The following is a 22,014-nucleotide window of genomic DNA, read 5'->3' as shown; positions in this document are numbered from 1 at the left end:
AGCCCGGGTCGAGTTGTCCTCGCGCATGGCGTAGACCGGCTCGGTGGCCGGGAGACGGCCGAGGAACGACGCTCGAAAACGCGTAGCGACTCCACCGTGACCGGTGACATGCCCAGCAAGCGCCGTGTTCCGTCTGCCTGACGCTGCCGCGGCAGCGTCAGGCACCGCGCTGCCCGGTGCTCAGCCAGCGTAGCGGGCGGCAAGCCGGTCAAAGAAGGCGTCAAGCCGGCGGGCCGTCGCCGGGCCATCGGCGAGCTCGGCGCCACCAAAGCGGTAGACCTCATAGCCGGCCAGGCGCAGCTCGCGGTCCTCGGCCATCATTTCGGCGTACAGGCGCGGGTTGGCGTACCGGCGATTGTTGGCCAGCACCTGGTCATCGGCGTAATGCTGCACTCCGTCGCACTCGATCACGACCCGGACCCGGTGCGGCAGCAGCATCAGGAAGTCCATCCGCTGGCGTGCCAACGGCGCCGTGCCGGGCGAGTAGTAGCTGCGCACGTGCGGGTCGTAGTGCAGGTAGACCTGTGGGATCAGCGCCGGGATGTCCGGGCCTAGGCGCAGGGACCGGTCGGTGTAGGCGCGCAGAACCCGGCGTTCGGCGTCGTTGTCGCCCAGCGACCGGTCCAGCCGCCGGCACAAGCTGAGGAAGACCTCCCGCGCCGGGGCGTCGGTCATGCCTTCCCGGTCGGCCCACCACCCGGTCAATTCGGTCCAGGTGAGCCCGTGCGCGGGCAGCGGCCGGTCGTACATCAGGCAGTTCTGCGCGTTGCGAGTAATGCGCAGGTCGTTGTTGACCGCGTCGACGAGCACAATCTCGGGCTTGGGGCCGATCGCGGCGAAGATCAGGTTCTTCATGGTGCCGCGGACGCCGGAGCCGATCCGGCGCGGGGCGAAGAGTGGGGCGCCGCTGATGTCGTCAACCTGGATCAACTCGTAGCCGTCGTGCACAAGCACACCGTTGAGGAAATCGCGCAGCCGTTCGACCTCGGCCGGGTCAGTGCGCACGCCAGGGTGCAGCATCTCGGCGAGGAAGCGCAGCAGCTTGTCGTCACTGTCGGCAAGGCCGAACCGCGGGTCCTCGAAGATCCAGTCGTCGTCCCAGTCCTCGTTCATCACACGGTGTTGGACGATGTTCTGAAACGCGGTGGTGTACCGGGAATCGTGGCTGGGCAGTTCGTCGAGCTTATAGAGCCGGGCCAGAAAGTCGGTCTCCGGGAGGGCGCCGCTCCAGAAGGTGTGCGCCGGTGTTAGGAACTCCCGGAACCCGTTCGGCACAATGCCACGCAGCCAGCCGAGACCCTCGAGGATACGGCGTCGGGTGACCTCGGTGATGTATCCGGCGATCAGGGCCTCCGGTGAGGGCGTCGAAGCGGGAGGTCGCCGGTGGGCGGCCCTGTAGGTGTCTTACCGCCGGTGCTGGTTGGTGTCCACCCCCGACCCTGGCGTCTCCAGGCCTTGGCGGAGGCGTGTCTGAGCCGTCTCTTACAGTGACAGCCATGTCAATCGCCGGACCCGCCTCCGACCGGTTCTGGAGTCAGCAGCGGACCACCCTGTCGGAACTGCTGCTGCGCACGGGCAACCAGCGCGCAGCGCGGCTGCTATCGCTCGCGCCGGCCGCGGAACTCGGCGACGGAGAGCCGTGGGACCCGGTTCAAGTGGTGCTGTTGGTACGACCGATCTTCCTGGACCTGTTTCGCCCGGCAGACCTGGGGGCGATCGCCGGGCAGATGAACGAGCTCAAGAGCTGGGACTCCAGCACCGGCCACCATGTCACCGTGGCGCCACTACTGGCAGACCCGTTCACCCGTGCCCCGCTGGGCAGCACCGGGACCAGCGCTATGCAGTTGCGCGACGCGATTGCTGAGGCGCTGTACGACGTCAAGTCGTACGACCTCCCGGAGGTTTGCCGGGCCTTCGGGCTCGCTGATGGTGATGTCGATGAGGCCCACGCGAGCAAGCGCAGTTACGTCCGCAGTCGGATCCAGGGCTACAGCGAGGATCAGTTGCTCGATCTCGGCGGCCGGGTGGTGGAGGAGCACTACCTTCCAGAGTTGTGGGGACTATTGCAAGTGCTCGGAGCTCGCCGAGGTGGGGTGCGCACCCCCTTCCGGAATTTAATTTTCGCCTCTGAGGGTCCGAAACCGGAGCTGGTGCTCGCCGACGCGGTCAGTAACACCATCGAGATCGTCAAGAACGAGGACTTCTGCCTGGTGTTCGACCGGCCTCTCAGTGAGGCTGGGCTCACCTGGGCAGAAGTCGTCGCCTGGTGGCCTGAGACTCATGCGCCTGCGGCTGGGAGCGAGCGTGCCGCCGCGAACCAGTTGCATGCCCGTCTTCTTCGGTCGCTTGATGCTGGCCGCCCGGCGTCGGTGGAGCCCGGTCCGGAACGACAGATGTTCCTGGCTTACACAGAGTTACTCAAGCAGTACGGCTTCCAACTGCCAGCGCTGGTCCCGCAGGTCTATCTGCACTACGACCCTTACAGCCGCCAATACCGTCGCGCCCCAGGACCGTTGCCGCGCCAACGTATGGAATTTCTGATGCTGCTGCGCGGGCGCCGCCGGCTCGTGATCGAGATCGATGGGAAGCAGCACTATGCCGAAGGCGATCGGGCGAGCCCGCGGCTATATGCGGAGATGATGCGCGAGGACCGGGCGCTCCGCTTGGACGGCTACGAGGTCTACCGGTTCGGGGGCCACGAGTTCCGCGACGTACAGCAGGCCCGGACCGTGATGCGGGCCTTCTTTGGTCGCATCCTCGCCAGCCACGGCTACCTCGAGGAAGCCTCCCTCTAGCGACCAAGGGCGTCGCCGTCGCAAGGTCCACCTCCATACATGCGAGAGCCGGAGCCGCGAGCCTCACCGTCGGCGGGTAACGCTGGTGACCGTGCCTACCCGGTCGCCTTCGGCAACCGGCGTTGCACAGTCAGGCCGCGGCGTCCAAGGCCGCGATCAGGGCGGGATAGGTGTAGAAGCTCCCCGGCTCTTCGTGAGCTTGGACTACGGTGACGAAGTCCCGGAAGAGACGGTTGCGTTCCGGGCCAAGGTGGGCGGTGAGCTGGTACAGGCGGACAGCGAGTTCCGGCATTGGGTTCGCCGTTCGGCACTCGTGATTCTCTGCCCATTCCGTCAGCCCGGCCTTCAGCGTCTCCATGGTGAGGAACGTGGCGTGCTGTACGAACAGTTGGCCGGTCTGCCCACCCATGACCCAGCTGCCAGCGTCGTGCAGGAACTGGATGGTCATCGGTACGAAGTACCGGTCGGGGTGGATGGCGATGATCTGCATCTTGTGATGCATGGGGAGCTCCGCCACGGACTTCTCGACTTTCGGCATCCGCTCGCGGACGTAGGGGCTACGTACGATGGCGAGGCTGTATGCGTAGTCGGTCGGAAGTGGGCCTGCTGAACTGAACGGTGCAGGCGGCACCGCCAGGCTCTCAAGCCGGCCAGCGAGCGCCGGGTTCACCGCCTCCCAGAAGTAGTCGGTGTCGCAGAGCCGGATGAGAACCCGGCGCTGGATCAGACCGTCGATGCGTTGGAACCGTTCGCTCAATCCGGCGAAAGTTTGCCGGACGAGGTCGCGGTCGCGGCCGGCGAAGGCCTCCAGCGCGATTGCCATCCGGTCGGCGTGCTCAGGTGGCGGCATCTTGCCGGCTGGGTCGGTCTCGAGCAGGGCCGCTTTCGCAGCGACCTGCACGTTGCTGCGCCGGCCAGCGGCTCGAACCCGGTCGAAGTAGGTAACCTGGATGTGCGGCAGCGCTGGCTGGAAGAACGGGTCGCAGATGTGGTCGCAGAACTCCTTCAATGCCCTGCTGGCCTGCGTCGGTGGGCTAGCCAGAAGGATCGTCATGGCGACGGCAAGGTGCCCGCGGGCGACTTCCGGCAACGGCGTGTACGCACCGCCGTGCGCGCGCAGCGACGGGTGGACGCACAGGTTCCGGTCTTGCTGGATCCGCTCGAGTTCGCGGCAGTCGACCGAGTCGATCAGCTCGAACTCGACGGCCTTGGCCAGCAGCTCACGTTCGATGGACTGCATTGCCCGGACGCCTTCGGACGTGAGGCCCTTCTCCTGCGCGTCGGTGATCTTCTTGTGAAAGTCGGCAACGAGGGTGTCGCCTTCATCGGCGAGACGAGCAACCTTGGTGATGATGTCCGCAGTGATGGCTGCCCAGGTGGCAGCGATGCTGGCCCTGAACGCCCCGGCGTTGTAGCAACGCAGGGCTTCCTCGGCCAAGGGGCGGACTTCCGGGCTCCACACCTGATGTACGAGAGTGTCGAGGTCGGCCACCTGTTCCCTCCAGCGGTTCGCTCCGTGGACTCCACGTCGACCGGGCCCACGAGCCAGCCCCTCAAGGTCAGCTGGCAACGACTCACCATATCCAGGATGACGCCGGCACCGCTGGTCTGGGTGCGGCCTCACCGCTGCACACCCCCGTGCGGATGCGCCCAGCACCTGGGGCTAAAACCCGGCCTGCCGTCTGCAACACGGCCCTAACCTGCGCCGGATTTCTGTGAGCGCCGTGATGACCGGTAGCCAGGCGTACCAACCGGACACGGGTCGTCCCTCGGGGCTGCTGCGGGGGATCTGATCCGTGCCCTGCGACGCTGTCCGTCCTGGCTCGCACTGCGGACCCACATCCTTGGGGCGGGTGTCGTCGCGGTGCTCGCGTAGGCGTCGGGCTACGGTGACAGCCGGATGACGTGTGAGGTGTTTTCGTGATCAACTGGACGTCCGCTGCGCGGGATCCGGCGCGGTTTGAGCGCGCGATGAAGATGCTCATCAAGAAGACCGATCCGCGAGCCCAGGGCGTCGATGGCGCCGGGGGCGACGGTGGTCGCGACAGCTACGTCCCCACCCGCTTCGTCTCAGGCGATGGCATGCGGGTGTACGAGGTGAAGTCTTTCACCGGCCGGCTGACCGGTTCGCGGCGCTCGCAGGTCAAGAAGTCGCTGGCGATGGCCGTCAAGGAACACTCGCCGTCGGAGTGGGTCCTGATCATTCCACTTGAGTTCTCGCCAGCGGAGATCGTGTGGTGGGAGAGCCTGGAAGCGCAGTACCCGGACGTCACGCTGGACCGGCGGTGCACCGACTGGCTCGACGAGCAGTTCCGCCAGGACGAGGGACTGCGCCGCTTCCTCGAAGGTGACGAGTACTACGTCAGCCAACGTCTGGCCGAGCTCAATCTGGAGCAGGCCGGAATGGTCGGCGGGGTGCCTGACTTGTTCCACCGACAACGAACTCTGCACGCCCGGGCCACAGAGATGGCGCCTCGGCGGTGGGACTGGACGATCTCGGCTGGCGAGAATTATCAGAAGGTTGAGATCAGGCCCCGCCCCGGCACCGACGCGACCGTCAGCGTGCGCGGCAGGTTCGCGTTCCCAGCCGATGATGCCGAAGCCGCCACCGTTGTGCAGAGGTGGCGTGACGCGCTTGCCTTCGGAGGCGCGGCGACCGTCGAGCAGCGCTTCGTTGAAGACGTGACGATGGTGCTACCGGAGGACCTGCGGGAGGTGTTTCCGCCCAGCTCCGGGCCCGGGACGGTGCAATTCAGCTCACCGCAGGCCGAGCTGACGACGCCGGTGCTGTTGCACCTGGTTGCCGAGGACTGCGACGGCAACCAGGTGAGCCGCCTTCCGATCAGCTTCACCACACGCCTTGCCGGCAGCATGGGCGCGACGATTGTTGGCACCGACGTGTCCCGGACGGTGACAGCTCAGCTGCAGATGACCTACGAGATGCCACCCGCCGAAGAGGCCGAGGACGGCTGGCAGGCTCTGGTCGGGCAGTTGAAGCTGAGCTGGGCCAGTCCGATCGGACATCTGCCCTCGACGTTGCGCCCGATGGCCGAGCTGATCAAGGCATGTGTCGGCGACGGGGCGTCGCTGTATGTCTGGCTCGGCCGGCAGCGCGTAGCGAGACTGCCGACCGCCATGACGGCCGACCTAGCCGAAGACGCCGACCTCGTTCTGCTGCTCGACGACCTGCAGGAACACCTCGGGTTGTCGGAGCCGGTACCGGATGATCTCACCGAATCGGACGTTTCGGCGCTCACGATGGCCTGGGCGGTTCTGTCGACGGGTCAAGGTAGCTGGCCGGACGCGGTCATCGACTTCCATGTGGCCGCCGACGGCGTGAACGCCTTCATGACACACCGGCTCTGGTCCAGCGAGCCCGGCGAGCTTGTGCTCACACATCCCCGCCTGGTGATCAGCAGCGCCGGACTGCAGCTGGACCTCGGCCCCGTGGAGATCCGACTCCCTCGCGTCGCGGTGCAGAATCGAGCTGATATCGAGGATGCGGCCCGCGCTGGCACCTCGGTCATCGCACGATTCGCTGCGTGTGACGGTGCGACGCCATTAGTCACGTCGCTGCCTGCGCAACCAGGCTGAGCACGCCGGCCAGCGCAACCGCACTGTGCTCTATCAGTGCCCACGTGTGACCTGCGCCACGGTGCCGGTGTCTGGTTAGCGCTCGCGTCGACAGCGGAACGTCAGGGGGACAGGGATGGTGTGGTCGTGCCGGACGAGGTGACGCAGTCCCCACGCTGTCAGACAGGCTGCCATGACGAGCCCGAGACGGCACCGTGAGCGCTCAGGCCGGGTCCGCCACTGCGGGCGGACGAGAAGGGCGATGGGGCCCACCCAGGTGTCGGCCGGCGGCCGTAGGGTGCACGAGCCACCCGACCTGCCCACCCCACCGACGGAGACCTCATGCTGACCATCGAGCTCGGCAATGACGATCGGCTGTACATCGAGCCCGACCGCACCCTGCTCAGCCTGTATCCCGCCGTCGCAGGCGCGCACCTGAGCATGCGGTGCCAGGTCAGCCGCCAAGCGGACGCCCCGGACGCCTCCCCGTTTCAGGTGTCGGGGCTGCTGTACGTGTGCCGCCGGCCGGGGCAGGAGCTGCGGCTGTTGGGTCCGCTGCACGGGAGCCACCCGATCAGTCCCGCCGTGCGGTCCGGCGCGTTCGAGATGGCCGGTTTCGTCAGTGATGAGCAGCTGCGCGTCATCGAGGAGCTGCGTCGCGGTGACGAGCTGTGGTTCCACATTGCCATCACTGTCGCGTCCGTGGAGGGCCTGACCCCCAAGCTGATGATGCGCCATGGCAGCGGCAGCTTCCACGTCGGCGCCGGCGAGTGGTCCACGCAGGTGCAGCGCGTCGATGCTGGCGCCTTCATCGAGGTGTTGGTGCCGATGGTCGCCGGCGCCGACTACAGCCTCGCGTGGCAGGACCTGCGGGAGGCACGGACGCTTCTGCACAACAACGAGATCAAACCGGCGCTGATCGCCGCGCGCCGGGCGCTGGAGCTTGTCCGCAAGTCCGAGAAGACCCTCGCGACCGTCAAGGCGGTCCGCAGGCGGGAGGCGGCCGACCCCACCCCCCGCGTCGAGGAGAAGCGGACGGTGGCCGAGCGGTTCGCGTTCATCGCCGAGGCGCTGTTCGCCGCGCAGTCCGGTGCGGCGCATCGCGGCGAGTTGGGCCGCCAGTTCGAGTACAGCCGCGCGGAGGCGACGGCTTTGATCGCCGGCACCGCGGGCATGCTGGCTCGGTTGGCCGAGCAGCGGCGCCGGGCCTGACGCCAGCACAACGCGCACCGTGTTGACCCGCCGGCCCTGGGTCGGAGCAGGGCCGTCGGTCAACCCCTCGTCGCCGTGCCGGCGGTGCCGCCCGCCGCGTTCGGCAGCCGCCTCGCTGCTGCCGCGGCGGCTACAGCGGGTTTCGAGATGCGCCAAGGTGGACTGGGTAAGTGTCGAAGGCAACGGCGGCGTCTCTGATGGTGTCGGTGCCTTTGACGGCCGGCATCTCTCTCCCCCCGACCGGGATGAACCGTGCGGTCCCCCCGGCGCCGCAGATCCGCTCTAGGCGGAAGGACCCGAGGTCGACGACGGTCCGTGCCCGCGCCGCAGGCGACCTGCACCGATTTGGCGGGAACGAGGTCGGTCTCAGCCCACGTCCACGTCGCGCGGGCGGGCGTCTCGCCCGGTCGTCAACCCCTGATCACCCCTGCCACCGCCGGCGGGCCACCGAGCGCGGCGCTGTCACCCCGGCGACTCACGGCCATGCGGGACCGCCCGGGGCGCTGATACGTCCTGCCGCCTGTCGGTGAGACCGGCGTGTGCCCAGGGTCAGCTTCGGCGCAGCACGCAGACCACCTTGCCGAGAATCCGCGCCTGGTCACCGGGGATGACGGGGAACAGCGGATTGCGGGGCACCAGCTCGACGACACCGTCGCGAACCCGGTAGACCTTGACGGTGGCCTCGTCGTCGATCAACGCGGCCACGATGTCGCCGTTGTCGGCCACAGCCTGCTGCCGCACCACGATGACATCAGCGTCGGAGATGCCAGCTTCGATCATCGACTCGCCCCGCACGTGCAGGGCGAACAGCGTTCCGCGGCCGACGAGCGCGGCCGGCAGCGTCAGCATCTCCTCCACGTGCTCTTCGGCCAGGATGGGCACGCCGGCGGCGATGGCGCCGAGCAGCGGGACCCGGACGCCGCGACGGGGCTGAGCGACGCGGTCGTGGCGCGGGCGGGCGTCGACGGCACGAGCCCCGTGGGCGGCCCGGCGCACGAGGCCGTGGCTCTGCAGAACCCTCAGATGGTACGCCACCGAGGACGGAGACCCGAGCCCGACAGCGGCGCCGATCTCCCGCACCGACGGTGGGTAGCCGTGACGCCCGACCCATTCGCGGATCATCGCCAGGATCTGCCGCTGTCGGTCACTGAGCTCAGCACCATCCGACGAGGTCATGCCCGCACCATACCCTGCGCGTTCGATCACGTGTACTAATCGTCGGCGGGTCGCGTAGGTTCGGATGTGGCGCCACTCTGACACGACCGCCGGCGGGGCGGGTGGCAGGTGCGTTGCTGCCTACCTTGCGGCCCTTCGCGGGTGGGCGTCGGCCCGCGCGGTTGTCTGCGTTGTCGTAACGGCGAGGACTCGGCGTTGCCATCGAGGCGATCAGGGCCGGTTCGCTGTTGCGCACCGAGCGATGCGGTGCACGTGTCGCGACCTTCGTCCCTGAGCAGCCTTGACCCGGTGTCCGCGTCGGCGCCGAGGACGCCCGCCCGGTCGGCGCCTCCGCGATCGGGCGAGCCCTGCGGACCACGACGCGGGGGCCCTGTCACGGCGCGCCAGCGCACGACGTCACCGTCCGGGGGTTGCCCGGACGGCGCTGATGGTCTCGCCGACCGGGGCAGCCCCTGTGCGGCGTGTGCGGTGCCGAAGGGGCTGGGCGGGCGGCCTCGATCTCGGGAGGTCCGGGGCCGTGACGTCACCGAGGTGATCGACGGTGCTGGAGCAGGGCCTGCTGATCCTCGTGGGCCCACTGCTGGACGTCGGCCCACGACAGGCGCAGCGCGTTCTGGCTGGTCGTGATCTGCTGCCAGAGCCGGCTGTGCGGGTGGCGGGTGTCCTGCGGCCGGGCGGACAGTTGCTGCACCCAGCTTTCCTGGGCTGCGGCGTCCCACTCGCGCAGCGCGCACCGCACTAGGGCCTGATAGAGGGCGGCCGGGGAGTTGCCGTCGTAGCCGAAGGTGAACCGTGGTTCGTCGCCGGGATTCGGCACGGGTTGCGGAGGTAGTAGCGCACCGTCGGGACCGGGTGTGAGGGCGAACAGCCCGGTCGCCGAGTAGGTCTTGTCCGCGGCGATGACGGTCTGCGCGGTCCATCCGTCCGGGGGCATGCTCGTCGGCCACTCGATCAGCAGCTCGTCGGCGATTTCGGCGGCGCCGGAGGCCAGGTGCGCCACGAGACGACCGTCGGGGTCGCGGTAGAGGCCGATCAGACGCCGGCGGGCCCGGTCGAGCAGCTGGTGGCGGGCGATGACGGTGTCGGTGGCGTCCTCGGTGAGCAGACGGACGAGGCGGCGGGTGGGGTGCGTCGGGTCGCCGTGACGGTCGGCGGGCGCCAGGGCGGTGAGGTGGCGGCGGTACTCCTCGCAGATCGACCCGTGGGCGTCGGGCCAGCTGTAGGTGACGGGGAAGGTGTAGACCGTCTCGGGGTCGGTGGCGGCGAGCTGGCCGCGCAGCATCAGGATTGCCTCGCGCAGCGCCGCGCCGTACGGGTCGTCGGGCTGCCACAGCAGGTTGGCCTCGACCTCAGCGAGTCGGGCGAGCTCAGCGCCCGCGGCGTCCGGGTCGAAGGTCCGGCCGGCGGCGACGGCGGCGCGCTGTTCGGCCACGGCCGGCCACGTCGGCGGCGTGGGCGCGGCAGCGATATACCAGCCGTCCCCGGTCGTGGGGTGGGTCAGAGTGGCGACCACGTCCTGATGCACGGCGCGGGTCTCGCGGGCGAGCAGCGCGAAAGCCTGCGGGTGGGTGGTGTGCAGGCTGTGCTCGAGCGCGGCGCTGAGTCGGCTAATGGCGGCGGGCCAGTCGGTGACGGTGTCGGGGATTGGTAGGGGCCTCGGCTGGTCCAACAGGCGCACGGTGCGCACGATCTCAGGGGTGACGGTGCCCGCCCACCACAGGGGCACGGGTCGGCCGAGCAGCCGGGCGGCCTCGGACGCCCACACGGAACCGGCGTACTCCGGTGCGTCCGGCCGGCGCTGCCGACCCAGGACCAGCGGCGGCGGCGTCGTGGTCGTGGTGGTGGTGGCCGGCGCGCGGGCCGGCAGCAGGCGGCGCAGGAAACCGGGCAGCGGGTCCGGTGCGACATGCGCCGGCGGTTCGGCCTGTTCGGGCATCCGCCACAGCTCGAGATGGGGATGCGGGCCGTCGGGTCGGGGATCGAGCAGGAACGGCTGCACGACGACGGCGCCGGGACGGCGGTCCGGGTCCAGTTGGGCGATGGCGGCCTCGGCGATGGTGTCGCGGCTGACGTCCTGGCCGGTGTAACCGACGGCGTAGACGACGGGCTGACCGGCCGCGTCGAAGATCGTGACCGCCGCGGCGTGGCCGCGGGGCAGGGTGATGTCACCGGACCAGATGACCTCGGCGGGTTCGGTCGCGTCGGGCCACCCGAATGGCCACACCGCATCTGCGGGCACCGGCCGGCCAGTGGCCCGCAGCCACCTGTCGATGGTGGCGGTGAACCACACATGGTGCCCGTCGGCGTCGACGGCGTCCGGGTCCGGAAGCCTACGCTCACCCTGCAGCACGCGCAGCCGCTGGGCGCTCATCCGTGCCCGACGGGCGAACTGCGCGAGGGTGTGCGGACGAGAACGATCCACTGCCATACCTGCACCTTCCTGTTGCGGAAAAGGTAACAGTCGATTGAGGACTGAGCAACGCACGCAGGAGCGCGGCGGCGGATTTGCGCTCGCTCAGGTGTGCTCAGATGCGCCGCGCCCGGGGACCCGAGGCTCTGGTGCGCCCCGTGGGTAGCCTTCGCCCGAAGGTTGGCCACTGCGGCGGCAGCCGTGCCGAGCCCGAACGCGCCCTGTCAGGTGGGGGCTGGCGCCGAGTCCGGCGGCCGTAGTGCGCGACGTGGTGGTGACGGGGCTGGCGCCTACTCGCGGCCGCAGCGCACGCCACGCCGCGATGGTGACAGGCGCCTGGCTCAGTGGTTACGGTGAGCTTCCCGCAGGCGGGAGGTCAGCCGATGGCCACACGTGGTTCCTGTCCGGTGCTCGGCGATAGGGTCGGCGTCGCGCTTTTCGTGTCTCGTGCGCCCCTGCGGGCCGCGGCCGCATCGGGTTCCACATCCCTGCGGCCGTTGGTGCGGCAGGGCCGGCCGGCGGCTCGGGGCGCGGCGCCGACCAGGGCCTGCCCGTGATAGCCCGGTTGTCCCCCGCGCTCGCACGTTCACGGAGCGCCGAGCGGCATATCGAGGTGAGCTTCACCGGCACGGACGGACAGGAGCACACGGAATTCCTGGATCGATGTTGGATGCAGCCGTTCGAGTCCCTGAAGCCGGTCCGCCCGTTGTCGCCGGCGCACGGCAGGCGCGGCTTCGTCGGGTTGTGGTGGTTCGCCACGACGGGCGATCACGTCGGCTACCAGTCGTGGCGGGAGCGCGATCATGTCATGGGCTGGGATTTCGACCTCGAAGTCGTGCGGCTGGCCTCACGGCCGTTGCGTTTCGCGTGGCAGTCCGAGCGAGGGGTGCTCACGCACACGCCGGCCTTCTTCGCGCGCCTGCACGATGGGACGGCGATGGTGGCCGATGTGCTGCCGGGGCGTGCGGTCGATGACGAGGACGCGACGGCGCCGGGTGTTGTCGAGCAGGCATGCGCGGCGGTCGGCTGGGGGTTTCGCCGCGTCGCGGGCATGAGCGAGGCGCGGACGGCGAACCTGCGGTGGCTGTCGGGGTACCGGCATCCCCGATGCCTGCACCCTGCTCGCGCGGCTGACCTGGTGCGGGTGTTCGCCGGCGGCGCTGAGCTGATGGAGGGCGTGCGGCGGGTGGGGGATCCGATCGCGGTGCTGCCCACGGTGTTTCATCTGCTCTGGCGGCAGGTGCTGCGCACGGACCTGGACGCGGCGCCGCTGGGGGCGGGGTCGCTGGTTCGCGGGGGCGGTGAGTGACGGTGGGGGTGTCTCGACCGCGGATGCTGCGGGCCGGTGACGAGGTCCGCTTGCGCGGCGCCCGGTGGGTAGTGGCGGCCGTGACGGGCAGCGGCGTGCGGCTGGAGGATGTCGTCGGCGCCGAGAGCGTGATACCGCTGAGCCAGGTGTTCACCAGCGGTGATCTGGAGTGGGTGTCCACACCGCGAGGCGCCGCTCCGCTGCCACCGGCTGGCATGCTCGAGGTGCTGCCCGAGGCCGCGGTGACCAGGGCGCGCTGGTGGGAGGGGCACCTCATCGAGGTGCTGACCGGCGTGGCCCCGGACGCCGCGCCCGCCTCGGCGCCCCGGCCGCAATACGATCCGAGCCGGCACACGCTGCGTCAGCGTGAGCTTGCCAAACTCGCCGAGTTACAGGCGGCAGGGCACACGGTCAGCTTCGCCACGCTCAAGCGGCGGCGCGCCGCCTACGAGCAGCGGGGCCTGTGGGGGCTGATCGACCAGCGCCTGGCGCGGGTATCCGGTCCGACCGGCAGAACCGATGAACGGGTCGTGGCCGCGACGGTGCGGGCGATCGAGGAGGAGACCGACCGTTCGACGGGCACGGTGGACAGGCTGCGGTGGCGGGTCACGCAGATCCTGGCCGCCGAGCACGGGGCGGCGGCTCCGAGCCTGCCGTCGCAGGCGACGTTCTATCGTCTGGTCCGCCGGCTGGCGCGCAGCAAGCACACCTTTGGTTCGGCGGCGACCCGACGCTCGCGGGCGCACGCCCCGCCAGGCCCCTTCGGGTCGGTGACGGCGGTGCGGCCGGGCCAGTGGGTGCAGATCGACTCCACACCGATCGACGTGCGGGTGGTGTTGGACAACGGGGTCGTGGACCGGGCGGAACTGACCTGGATGGTGGACCTGGCCACCCGCAGCATCCCGGCGGCGGTGCTGCGGCCCACGACGAAGGCCGCTGACGCGGCGGTGCTGCTGGCGCGGGCGCTGACCCCGGAGCCGATGCGTCCGGGGTGGGCCGACGCGCTGCGCATGTCCCGGTCGGTGCTGCCGCACCGTCGTCTGACCGCCGTGGACCAGCGGCTGGCGCACGCCGCGTGCCGGCCGGTGATCGTGCCGGAGACGATCGTCTGCGATCACGGCAAGGCGTACGTGTCGCAGACGTTCCGCACGGCCTGCCGGGCGATGGGCATCAATTTCCAGCCCACCCACCGCGGCTCACCGTGGGAGAAGGGCGTGGTCGAACGCAGCTTCGCATCGATGAACACCCTGTTCGCGCAGTACGTCGCCGGCTACGTCGGGCGGGGTGTGGAGCACCGCGGCGCCCGCGCCGGGCAGGACGCGGTGTGGTCCCTGGTGGAGTTGCAGGCGCTGCTGGACGAGTGGATCGTGACGGTCTGGCAGAACCGGCCCCACGAGGGGCTGCGGGATCCGCTGACCCCGGACCTGGCGTTGACGCCCAACGAGCAGTACGCCGCGCTCGTCGAGGTCGCCGGGTACGTGCCGGTGGCGCTCAGCGCGTCAGACTACGTGGAGCTGCTGCCGGTGTCCTGGAACGCCATCACCCGGTCCGGGATCCGGCTGCACCGGCGCACCTACGACGACCGGGCGCTCAACGACTACCGCGGTGAGCACTCCGGGATCACCGCGAAGAAGGGCCTGTGGGAGGTGCACTTCGACCCCTACGACGTCACCCGGATCTGGGTGCGGGACCACCGCCGTAGCGGCTGGATCACCGTCGGGTGGACGCATCTGCGCGCCAGCCCCGCCCCGTTCGGCGAGTTGGCCTGGCAGCACGCCCGCGACGTGCTGCGTCACCGGGGCCAGGACCAGGCCACCGAAGCCGACATCGCCGACGCGGCGGCGCAGCTGCTGCAGCGCGCTGAACGCGGTCCCGCGTCGCAGCCCGAAGGGGCCGCCGCGACCAGCAGGGATCGGCGGGTGGCCGGGCGAACCCGGGTCACGAACACCCCGTCGGGTCCCCGACCTGAACCCGCCCCGCCCGCCGAGGACGACCAGAGCTCGTACGACACCGCCGAAGCGCTGGCGCCGGTGATCCCGCTGCCGGTGTTCGACGCGCGGGAGGAGGCGAAGAAGTGGCGATTCTGATTGACGCCGGTCAACTGCAGGACCGTCTGCAGCCCACCACGACGGTCGACGGCTGGCAGCGGTTCGTCGACGCCGATCCGGTCGACTTCCCGCTGCTGGCCGAGGACCAGTGGTCGGCGCTGAGCAGTCCGCAGCGGCTGCGCTACGACGAGGCGCGCATCGCCCATCACGCCGAACTCGTCGTGGTCACCACCTCCGCCATCCGGGAGATCAACCACGAGGGGAGGCTGCTGGCTTTGATGAACCAGCGGGAGAAGGGCGCCCGCCGGGGGCTGATCGTTTCCGGCGCTGCGGCGACCGGTAAGACCACCGCGATCAAACAGCTGGGCCGGTTGCACGAACTGCGGGTGCGGGCCCGCTATCCCGGCGGCGGCGACCGGATCCCCGTCGTCTACGTCACCGCCCCGCCGAAAGGCTCACCCCGAAAGATGGCAATGGAGTTCGCCCGGTTCCTCGGCCTGCCCGCGTCCTCGCGGGCGAACGCCACCGACATCGCCGACGCCGTCTGCCAGCTGCTGATCGATGTGCGATGCGAACTGGTCATCGTCGACGAGCTGCATAACATCAACATGGCGACGTCGGCCGGTGAGGATCACTCCGACCACATGAAGTACCTCACCGAGCACCTGCCCGCCACGTTCATCTACGCCGGCATCGACATCGAGCGCACCGGCATGTTCACCGGCGTGCGAGGCCGGCAACTCGCCGGACGCTGCGTCCTCGTGGCCACCGGCCCGTTCCCCTACCACGACGAGTGGCGGCAGCTGGTCGCCGGCATGGAAAGCGCGCTGCGGTTGCACCGTCACGAGCCCGGCTCCCTGGCGGCGCTCGCCCAGTACCTGCACCACCGCACCGGCGGCATGATCGGCAGCCTGTCCCATCTGATCCGCGCCGCCGCGATCCGCGCGATCCTTGACGGCACCGAGGCGCTCACCCAAGCCGCGATGGACGCGGTGCGCATCGACCACGCCGCCGAGTCCGCGTCCCGCCGCGTCAGCTCCCGACGATGACCCCCGCCGCCGGCGGCGGGCCGAGGCTTCGGCGGCTGCCCTGTCGCGTCGCCCCTGTGCCCGATGAGACGCTGGAGTCCTACCTGTGCCGGCTCGCGGTCGGCAACCACCTGGCCCGCGACCTGCTCGTCGAACATCTCAGCACGACCGGCCGCCGCGGCCGCCGACGCCTGCACCTGATCCCGCTGCAAGCCCTCGCCGCGGTCACCGGATTCACCGAAACGCGTCTGGCGCACGCGCTGCCCGAGGTGCGCCAGCACGAGCCGCACCTCCGGACGCGTACACTGATCGGGCGGGTGCTGCCCGTGCATCCGAACCAGCAACGCCCGTGGTGCCGGCGGTGCGCGGCCGGCCGAGGCATCACCGGACCAGTGACGATCTGGGCCCGCTGCGACTACGCCGTCTGCCTACGCCACCGGCTGTGGGTCGGCCGCGGCGTGCACCACGGCGACGACCAACTCGGCATCGCCGACTTTCCCGATATCACCCACGCGCAGGTGCGGCTGCGGCGGCTGATCCGCCGGCACGGCTACCCGCGGGTGCGCCACCACTTCCTCAACGCCTACGACATACAACACGAGCTGTCCCGCAACCCGTTCGCGATGACCCCCGCCAACGACCGGCTGCGGCGTCTGCACGCCCGCGAACACACCCAGTTCCTGCCGTGGGCCTACGTGTACGCGGCGCAGTTCCCCGAGGTCGTCACCGTGCTGGCCGTGATCTCCTCACCGTTCTGGCGCCGCGCGGCGATCTCACTCGATGGCGCCGAGCGGGAGCGCTTCTTCGACGAAATGTCCCGCAGGACCGAGCCACATCCGGTGGGACACACCCGCGCCCTGCACTCGTGGATCTACCATCAGCGGCGCCCTCCGCTGCCCGACGACCCGGACGGCGAACGGCTCCTGCGACCCCGGTATATCGGCGCCACGGGCGTGATCCCCCCGCCCGAACCCTCCGCCGAGGCCCGCGCCGCCGACCACGCGCGGCAGTGACCGAACCGGGCGGCCGGGGTCCGCCGGGTTCCGTGACATGCAAACCGACAGCACGACCGCCCGGCTCAACGCTCGAATCCAAAGGCACCGACCCGACAGGCGGCCCGAACCCGCCATGGCCGCCAGTCCTCCAACAGCGACATGCCATGTTCCCGCCGCGGCGCCGCTGGCTGAGCTGCGCGGCACGCTGCCTGCCAGCCCAGGTCGCCGCCGCCCTTGCTCGACGAGCACAACGTGCTACCAGCCGATGCGCTCGAGCGCCTCCCTCTCCCGTGCCTCCTTCTCCTCGTCGGACAGCCTGGCGTAGTCGAGGGAGGACTGGCACCGCTCCTGCAGGTCGTCACGGTCGAACCAGCGCAGCGGGTGGCGTGGGTCGGAGACGTCGTAAATGCCTTGGCCGTGCATCTCTAGGACGAGGAGGTCGTGGCGCCGATAGTCGTGAGCCTCCTCTGGAGGCAGGAGCGCGCCGAGCATACGATCACGCCAGTCCACGACGAGTTCGTGTCCGTCCTCGTCCTCCCAGTAGCGCGGCGCCAAATGCTCACGGTCGTGCAGACCCGGATACATGTGGAGCACGTCGCCGACGCTGGGTGGATCGGTGTTCATGATGACGATGGAGAGGGCGTACTCGTCGGCGAGGCACACGGCACGGGGAACTCGGCCTTCGCCCAGCAGGCCGCCCACGCGCATGATGCGTTCACCCATCCGAACCAGCCAGTGGTTGTTCACCTGTGTGAGCGCCAGCTCGGGAAGGTCGCGCAGGAGATCCACCTCTCTGATGGAGGCCTCTCCTTTGAGGAATGCGGGGAAGCCGCACCCGAGGGCGTGCTCCACCCCGAACCGCTTGCTGTTCATCGGGGCGAAGTCGGAGAACGCGACCGTGCTGTGCAGCGCCATCGCGTCGGCCGCGGTGATCGGGTCACCAGTGAAGGACGCATTGAAGAACCGCACCAGGTCGCCGCTCTCCTGGTCGACCTCGTCCACCTCGTCGGAGCCCATGAGCCGGTGGAACTCGGCCATTCCGAGGCGCAGCGCTCGGGCGAAGCCTCTGACGTTGTCGGCCTTGAACCCGTCCAGCCCGCTGGCGGCTTCTAGACGGCGCCAAGTGGCGACGGAGACCTCGGCGCGTCTGGCGGCTTCCTGTTGGGTGAGCGCGAGCTCGATGCGACGCTGCCGCACCGGGTTGGTGGTTCGCTGCGGGGACATGGCAACCTCCAGTGAGCGCCCGCCGAGTACTCACAGCATATTAGCGCTCAGCGAGCGCTCGACCGAGCGACGGCGACGGCGGTCTGGATGGCGACAGGACAGTGCCGTACGAGTGCAGGCTTCTCATGGTGGGTCGGCCGTATGTGAGCAAGCAGCTCGTCGTCGACAGCCCGGCCATCGCGGCGCAGCCCACCGCTGGTTCAAATCCGGTCCGGTAGCGGGCCCTCAATGATGCTGCTGGCCGGATCGCTTGTAGCAGTTTCCCGGAGGGTGCTTCCGGTATCGAGGCTGCGCTGCTGGCTTGCATCAAGCACAAGTTGGCTCAAGATAATGAGAGGTACGCTTCCGCGCTGATTCTCACTATCTTGAGCCAGTGCAGCTCAGGCGCTACGCCGCTGGCTCAGGTCAAGTGAGACGCGACAGCTGGGCGCGGCACCGGTTTGCCCGCCGTGGGCGGCGGGGGCATGTGACGGGAGCACGTCACCGCGATGTTCCGGAGAGGAAGCACCGATGCTGTCCGCACTCGACCGTCGGCACACCGTCGCGCCGCCCGGGTACAGCCGCTGGCTGATCCCCCCGGCGGCGCTGGCGATCCACCTCTGCATCGGCCAGGTCTACGCGACCAGCGTCTACAAGAACTCCCTGATCGCGCACTTCGACGCGAGCCAGACGGCGATCGGGGTGATCTTCAGCATCGCGATCGTGATGCTGGGGTTGTCGGCGGCGGTCGCCGGCACCTGGGTCGAGGCGAACGGGCCGCGTAAGGCGATGTTCGTCGCGGCGTGTTTCTGGGCGGCCGGGTTCGGCGTCGGCGCGCTGGGCATCGCCACCGGGCAGTTGTGGCTGCTGTACGTCGGGTACGGGCTGCTGGGCGGGATCGGGCTGGGAATCGGCTACATCTCCCCCGTGTCCACGTTGATCAAGTGGTTCCCGGACCGGCCGGGGCTGGCCACCGGTCTGGCGATCATGGGGTTCGGTGGTGGGGCGATGGTGGCCGCTCCCCTGTCGCGTCAGCTGCTGTCGTTGTACGACTCCGGGTACGACCCGGCGGATGCCGGATCGACGGCCTCGGGGTCGGCGCTGGTCTGGTTGTTCGTCACGCTGGGTGCCGGCTACTTCGTGATCATGATGTTCGGAGTGGTCAACGTGCGGGTGCCGGCGGCGCACTGGCGGCCGGACGGGTTCGATCCGGCGGCGGTGGCGGCGAAGCCGCTGGTGACCACGGCGAACGTGTCGGCGGCGAACGCGGTGCGGACCCGGGCGTTCTGGCTGCTGTGGGTGGTGTTGTTCTGCAACGTGACCGCCGGGATCGGGATCCTGGAGCAGGCCAGCCCGATGATCCAGGACTTCTTCCGCGACGGGGGCGGCTCGGCGGTGTCGGTGGCCGCGGCGGGCGGGTTCGTGGGCCTGTTGTCGTTGTTCAACATGGCCGGCCGGTTCGTCTGGTCGTCGACGTCGGACGTGCTCGGCCGCAAGCCGATCTACCTGGTGTACCTGGGTGTGGGGATGGTGCTGTACGCGGCGCTGGCCCTGGTGGGGCAGACGGCGACGGCGCTGTTCGTGCTGCTGGCCTGCGTCATCCTGTCGTTCTACGGCGGTGGGTTCGCGACCGTGCCGGCGTACCTGCGGGACCTGTTCGGCACGGTCGAGGTGGGGGCGATCCACGGCCGGTTGCTGACGGCGTGGTCGGCGGCGGGGGTGGCCGGGCCGTTGATCGTCAACGCGTTCCTGGACGCGCAGGGTGAGCCGGGGACGTTGACGGCGTCGGCGTACCGGCCGGCGTTGTTCACGATGGTCGGGGTGCTGGCAGTGGGGTTCGTGGCGAACCTGCTGGTGCGTCCGGTGCCGCAGCGGTACCACGAGCCGACCGGCGGGCGGGACACGGACGTGGTGACGACGCAAAGGGGTGGCGCGCGATGAACGAGGACGGTTCCCGGGGGCAGCGGGTCCGGTTGTGGGTTTCCTGGTCGGTGGTGTCGGTGCTGCTGAGTTACGGGGTGGTGCAGACGGTGCTGACGGCGGCGAAGCTGTTCACCGGGTGAGAGGGTGTGGCGCTGGCGGTCAGAGGCCGCCGGCGACGCGCAGCACCGCGCCGGTGGTGTAGGTGGCGTCGGGTCCGAGCAGCCAGGCGACGGCGCCGGCGACCTCGTCGGGTTCGCCGGCGCGGCCGAGGGGGATGCGGCCGGCGGCGGTGTCGGCGCGGTCGGGTACGCCGGAGTCGGTGTGGATGTCGGTGCGGATGATGCCGGGGGCGACGGCGTTGACCCGGATGCCGCGGGGGGCGAGTTCTTTGGCCAGGCCGATGGTGAGGGTGTCGGTGGCGGCTTTGACGGCGGCGTAGTGGATGTACTCCCCCGGGCTGCCGAGGGTGGCGGCGGCGGAGGAGATGTTGACGATGGCGCCGCCGCGGGTGAGCCGGTGGGCGGCCTGTTGGGCGCAGAGGACGTAGCCGATGAGGTTGACGTCGACGACGCGGCGCAGGTCGTCGGGGCGTAGTGCGGTGAAGGGGCCGATGGGGCTGGTGACGCCGGCGTTGTTGACCAGGGCGGTGAGGGGGCCGAGGTCGGCGGCGGCGGTGAAGAGGCGGTCGATCTGGGTGGGGTCGGTGGTGTCGGCGGGGACGGCGACGGCGCGGCGGCCGAGGCGGTGGATGTCGGCGACGACGGCGGCTGCGGCGGCGTCGTCGCGGTGGTAGCCGATGGCGAGGTGGTGGCCGGCGGCGGCGAGCCGTCGGGCGGTGGCGGCGCCGATGCCTCGGCTGCCGCCGGTGATGACGGTGACCGCGGTCATTGCCCCCTGCTCCTCTGCCGGTGCGGTGTGCGCTTATGTGACGGTACCGTCCGCGCCGGTGGGTGGGCAGGGTGTGGGTGCTCACGTGGCGCGGTGGCGCGGTGGTGGGTGGGGTGATCGCTTACGCTCACCGCGTTTCGGACGGATCGGATCGGTGGAGGTGTGTGGTGGGTGTGAGTGTCGGTGATCTGGTGGAGGATTTCGTGCTGCCGGATCAGACGGGTGCGCCGCGGCGGTTGTCGGAGTTGTTGGCGGCGGGGCCGGTGGTGTTGTTCTTCTATCCGGCGGCGATGACCCGTGGGTGTACGGCGGAGAGTTGTCATTTCCGGGATCTGGCGGCGGAGTTCGCGGCGGTGGGGGCGCAGCGGGTGGGGATCAGTCGGGATCCGGTGGAGAAGCAGGCGGAGTTCTCCCGGATGCACGGGTTCGACTATCCGTTGTTGTCGGATGTCGACGGTGTGGTGGCGCAGGCGTTCGGGGTGCGGCGGCGGTTGCCGTTGGGGCCGTTGAGTACGCGGCGGATGACGTTCGTGATCGGTCAGGACCGGCGGGTGCTGGCGGTGGTGCACAGCGAGTTGGGGATGAACGAGCACGCGGATGAGGCGTTGCGGGTGCTGGGGGGTTGATTGTCCGGGTGTCGCAGTCGGCTGGTATCAAGGCAGGAATAAAACACGTGTACGAAAGAGGGCTGTGATGGCGGGCCAGGGTTTGTCCGATGACGAGGTGCGGGGTATCCGGGAGGCGTTGGCGGCGGGGCGGAAGCCGAAGGTGGTGTTCACCGCGTCGGCGGGGCAGATCGCCGGGCAGGTGGGGCAGGTGGTGGAGGTGACCGATCCGGCGGTGTCGGACGAGTTCGTGGTGGTGCGGTTCGGGCGCGACGAGTTGCCCTTCTCCCCCGCCGATCTGGCGGTGGCGCCGCGGGGTGCGGGTCGTCGGGTGGTGGAGGCGAAGCCGGAGCCGGCGGTGGAGCCGGTGGAGCCGACGGCGAAGGTGGAGCCGGAGTTCGTGTTGGACACGCCCCGGGTGCCGGTGCAGAGGCGGGAGGAGTCGCGGGTGGAGCAGCAGCCGGTGCCGGTGGAGAAGCCGGCGGCGCGTCGGCCGGTGAAGGTGGCGAAGCCGAAGGGGCCGGCGGGGTTGACGGTGACGTTGGCGTATGCCGACGGTGAGTGGACGGTGGCGGCGCAGCAGGGGGCGAAGGCGTTGGCGAAGCCGTACGTGGTGAAGCCGGCGGAGGCGTTGCGGATGGTGGCGTTGGTGGATGTGCCGGGGGTGCAGGAGGCGGTGGAGCAGATCCTGTCGGCGGAGCGGTCGGAGGCGGAGCAGCAGGCGGAGAAGTTGCGGGCGGAGTTGGCGGAGATCGAGGCGCGGTTGGCGGAGTTGCGCGAGGCGCGGTGAGGTCGGGCCGGTGACGGCTGTGGTGGGGGCCGGTCGGGGGCGGTGGGCGGGGGCATCCT

17 protein-coding genes are annotated in these 22,014 nt (G+C 69.8%); 11 read left to right on the top strand and 6 right to left on the bottom strand.

Annotated features, from left to right (window positions below):
* Positions 1–180: 180 nt before the first annotated feature.
* Positions 181–1,332, bottom strand: a complete 1,152-nt coding sequence (locus B5D80_RS19650; RefSeq protein WP_281253480.1) for an AbiJ-related protein — start codon at positions 1,330–1,332, stop codon at positions 181–183.
* 164 nt (positions 1,333–1,496) lie between these two features.
* Here B5D80_RS19650 and B5D80_RS19645 point away from each other — a divergent pair, with 164 nt between their 5' ends.
* Entirely contained in the window at positions 1,497–2,795 is a 1,299-nt protein-coding gene (locus B5D80_RS19645) for a hypothetical protein (RefSeq protein WP_088645358.1), read from the top strand.
* Positions 2,796–2,925: 130 nt separating this feature from the next.
* Here the strand turns inward: B5D80_RS19645 and B5D80_RS19640 are convergent, their stop codons facing one another.
* Positions 2,926–4,287, bottom strand: coding sequence for a hypothetical protein (locus B5D80_RS19640; RefSeq protein ID WP_088645357.1), 1,362 nt, complete (start codon positions 4,285–4,287; stop codon positions 2,926–2,928).
* 428 nt (positions 4,288–4,715) lie between these two features.
* Here B5D80_RS19640 and B5D80_RS19635 point away from each other — a divergent pair, with 428 nt between their 5' ends.
* A complete protein-coding gene (locus B5D80_RS19635) occupies positions 4,716–6,389 on the top strand; it encodes a hypothetical protein (protein ID WP_088645356.1) in 1,674 nt (557 codons plus the stop codon).
* 321 nt (positions 6,390–6,710) lie between these two features.
* Positions 6,711–7,580, top strand: coding sequence for a hypothetical protein (locus B5D80_RS19630; RefSeq protein ID WP_088645355.1), 870 nt, complete (start codon positions 6,711–6,713; stop codon positions 7,578–7,580).
* 549 nt (positions 7,581–8,129) lie between these two features.
* Here B5D80_RS19630 and lexA read toward each other — a convergent pair.
* Positions 8,130–8,756, bottom strand: a complete 627-nt coding sequence (lexA, locus tag B5D80_RS19625; protein ID WP_088645376.1) for a transcriptional repressor LexA — start codon at positions 8,754–8,756, stop codon at positions 8,130–8,132.
* A gap of 523 nt (positions 8,757–9,279) precedes the next feature.
* Positions 9,280–11,184 (bottom strand): hypothetical protein, encoded by a 1,905-nt coding sequence (locus B5D80_RS19620; protein ID WP_144081712.1) that lies wholly within the window; start codon positions 11,182–11,184, stop codon positions 9,280–9,282.
* A 595-nt stretch (positions 11,185–11,779) separates the two neighbouring features.
* Between B5D80_RS19620 and B5D80_RS19615 the strand changes: the two genes are divergently transcribed.
* The 4 genes from B5D80_RS19615 to B5D80_RS19600 all read left to right on the top strand — a co-directional run bounded on the left by B5D80_RS19615 (position 11,780) and on the right by B5D80_RS19600 (position 16,564).
* On the top strand, positions 11,780–12,475 hold the full coding sequence (locus B5D80_RS19615; RefSeq protein ID WP_245854781.1) for a TnsA-like heteromeric transposase endonuclease subunit: 696 nt from the start codon (positions 11,780–11,782) through the stop codon (positions 12,473–12,475).
* 80 nt (positions 12,476–12,555) lie between these two features.
* Positions 12,556–14,562 (top strand): Mu transposase C-terminal domain-containing protein, encoded by a 2,007-nt coding sequence (locus tag B5D80_RS19610; protein WP_245854779.1) that lies wholly within the window; start codon positions 12,556–12,558, stop codon positions 14,560–14,562.
* Positions 14,550–15,572, top strand: coding sequence for a TniB family NTP-binding protein (locus tag B5D80_RS19605; RefSeq protein WP_088645352.1), 1,023 nt, complete (start codon positions 14,550–14,552; stop codon positions 15,570–15,572). Before B5D80_RS19610 ends, B5D80_RS19605 begins: the two co-directional genes overlap by 13 nt.
* Positions 15,569–16,564 carry a TniQ family protein gene (locus tag B5D80_RS19600; protein ID WP_088645351.1) on the top strand — a complete coding sequence of 332 codons (996 nt, stop codon included), beginning with the start codon at positions 15,569–15,571 and terminating at the stop codon, positions 16,562–16,564. The genes B5D80_RS19605 and B5D80_RS19600 overlap by 4 nt, the downstream gene beginning before the upstream one ends.
* A 237-nt stretch (positions 16,565–16,801) precedes the next feature.
* Here the strand turns inward: B5D80_RS19600 and B5D80_RS19595 are convergent, their stop codons facing one another.
* Positions 16,802–17,770 (bottom strand): helix-turn-helix domain-containing protein, encoded by a 969-nt coding sequence (locus tag B5D80_RS19595; RefSeq protein WP_144081711.1) that lies wholly within the window; start codon positions 17,768–17,770, stop codon positions 16,802–16,804.
* A gap of 510 nt (positions 17,771–18,280) precedes the next feature.
* On the opposite strand from B5D80_RS19595, the gene B5D80_RS19590 reads away from it, so the two are divergent.
* Both B5D80_RS19590 and B5D80_RS34835 read left to right on the top strand, forming a co-directional pair.
* Positions 18,281–19,690, top strand: coding sequence for an OFA family MFS transporter (locus B5D80_RS19590; protein ID WP_088645349.1), 1,410 nt, complete (start codon positions 18,281–18,283; stop codon positions 19,688–19,690).
* Positions 19,687–19,812 carry an MFS transporter small subunit gene (locus tag B5D80_RS34835; protein WP_281253477.1) on the top strand — a complete coding sequence of 42 codons (126 nt, stop codon included), beginning with the start codon at positions 19,687–19,689 and terminating at the stop codon, positions 19,810–19,812. The genes B5D80_RS19590 and B5D80_RS34835 overlap by 4 nt, the downstream gene beginning before the upstream one ends.
* Before the next feature lie 19 nt (positions 19,813–19,831).
* Here the strand turns inward: B5D80_RS34835 and B5D80_RS19585 are convergent, their stop codons facing one another.
* The gene (locus B5D80_RS19585; protein ID WP_088645348.1) at positions 19,832–20,560 is read right to left on the bottom strand and encodes an SDR family oxidoreductase; all 729 of its coding nucleotides are present in this window, start codon (positions 20,558–20,560) and stop codon (positions 19,832–19,834) included.
* Between the two features lie 164 nt (positions 20,561–20,724).
* On the opposite strand from B5D80_RS19585, the gene B5D80_RS19580 reads away from it, so the two are divergent.
* On the top strand, positions 20,725–21,186 hold the full coding sequence (locus tag B5D80_RS19580) for a peroxiredoxin (protein WP_088645347.1): 462 nt from the start codon (positions 20,725–20,727) through the stop codon (positions 21,184–21,186).
* 67 nt (positions 21,187–21,253) lie between these two features.
* Positions 21,254–21,955 (top strand): hypothetical protein, encoded by a 702-nt coding sequence (locus tag B5D80_RS19575; RefSeq protein WP_088645374.1) that lies wholly within the window; start codon positions 21,254–21,256, stop codon positions 21,953–21,955.
* The last annotated feature ends 59 nt before the right edge of the window (positions 21,956–22,014 follow it).

Origin of the sequence: Micromonospora wenchangensis (assembly GCF_002210435.1) — a bacterium.
GTDB lineage: Bacteria > Actinomycetota > Actinomycetes > Mycobacteriales > Micromonosporaceae > Micromonospora > Micromonospora wenchangensis.
This window is presented reverse-complemented; position numbering and strand designations above follow the sequence as displayed.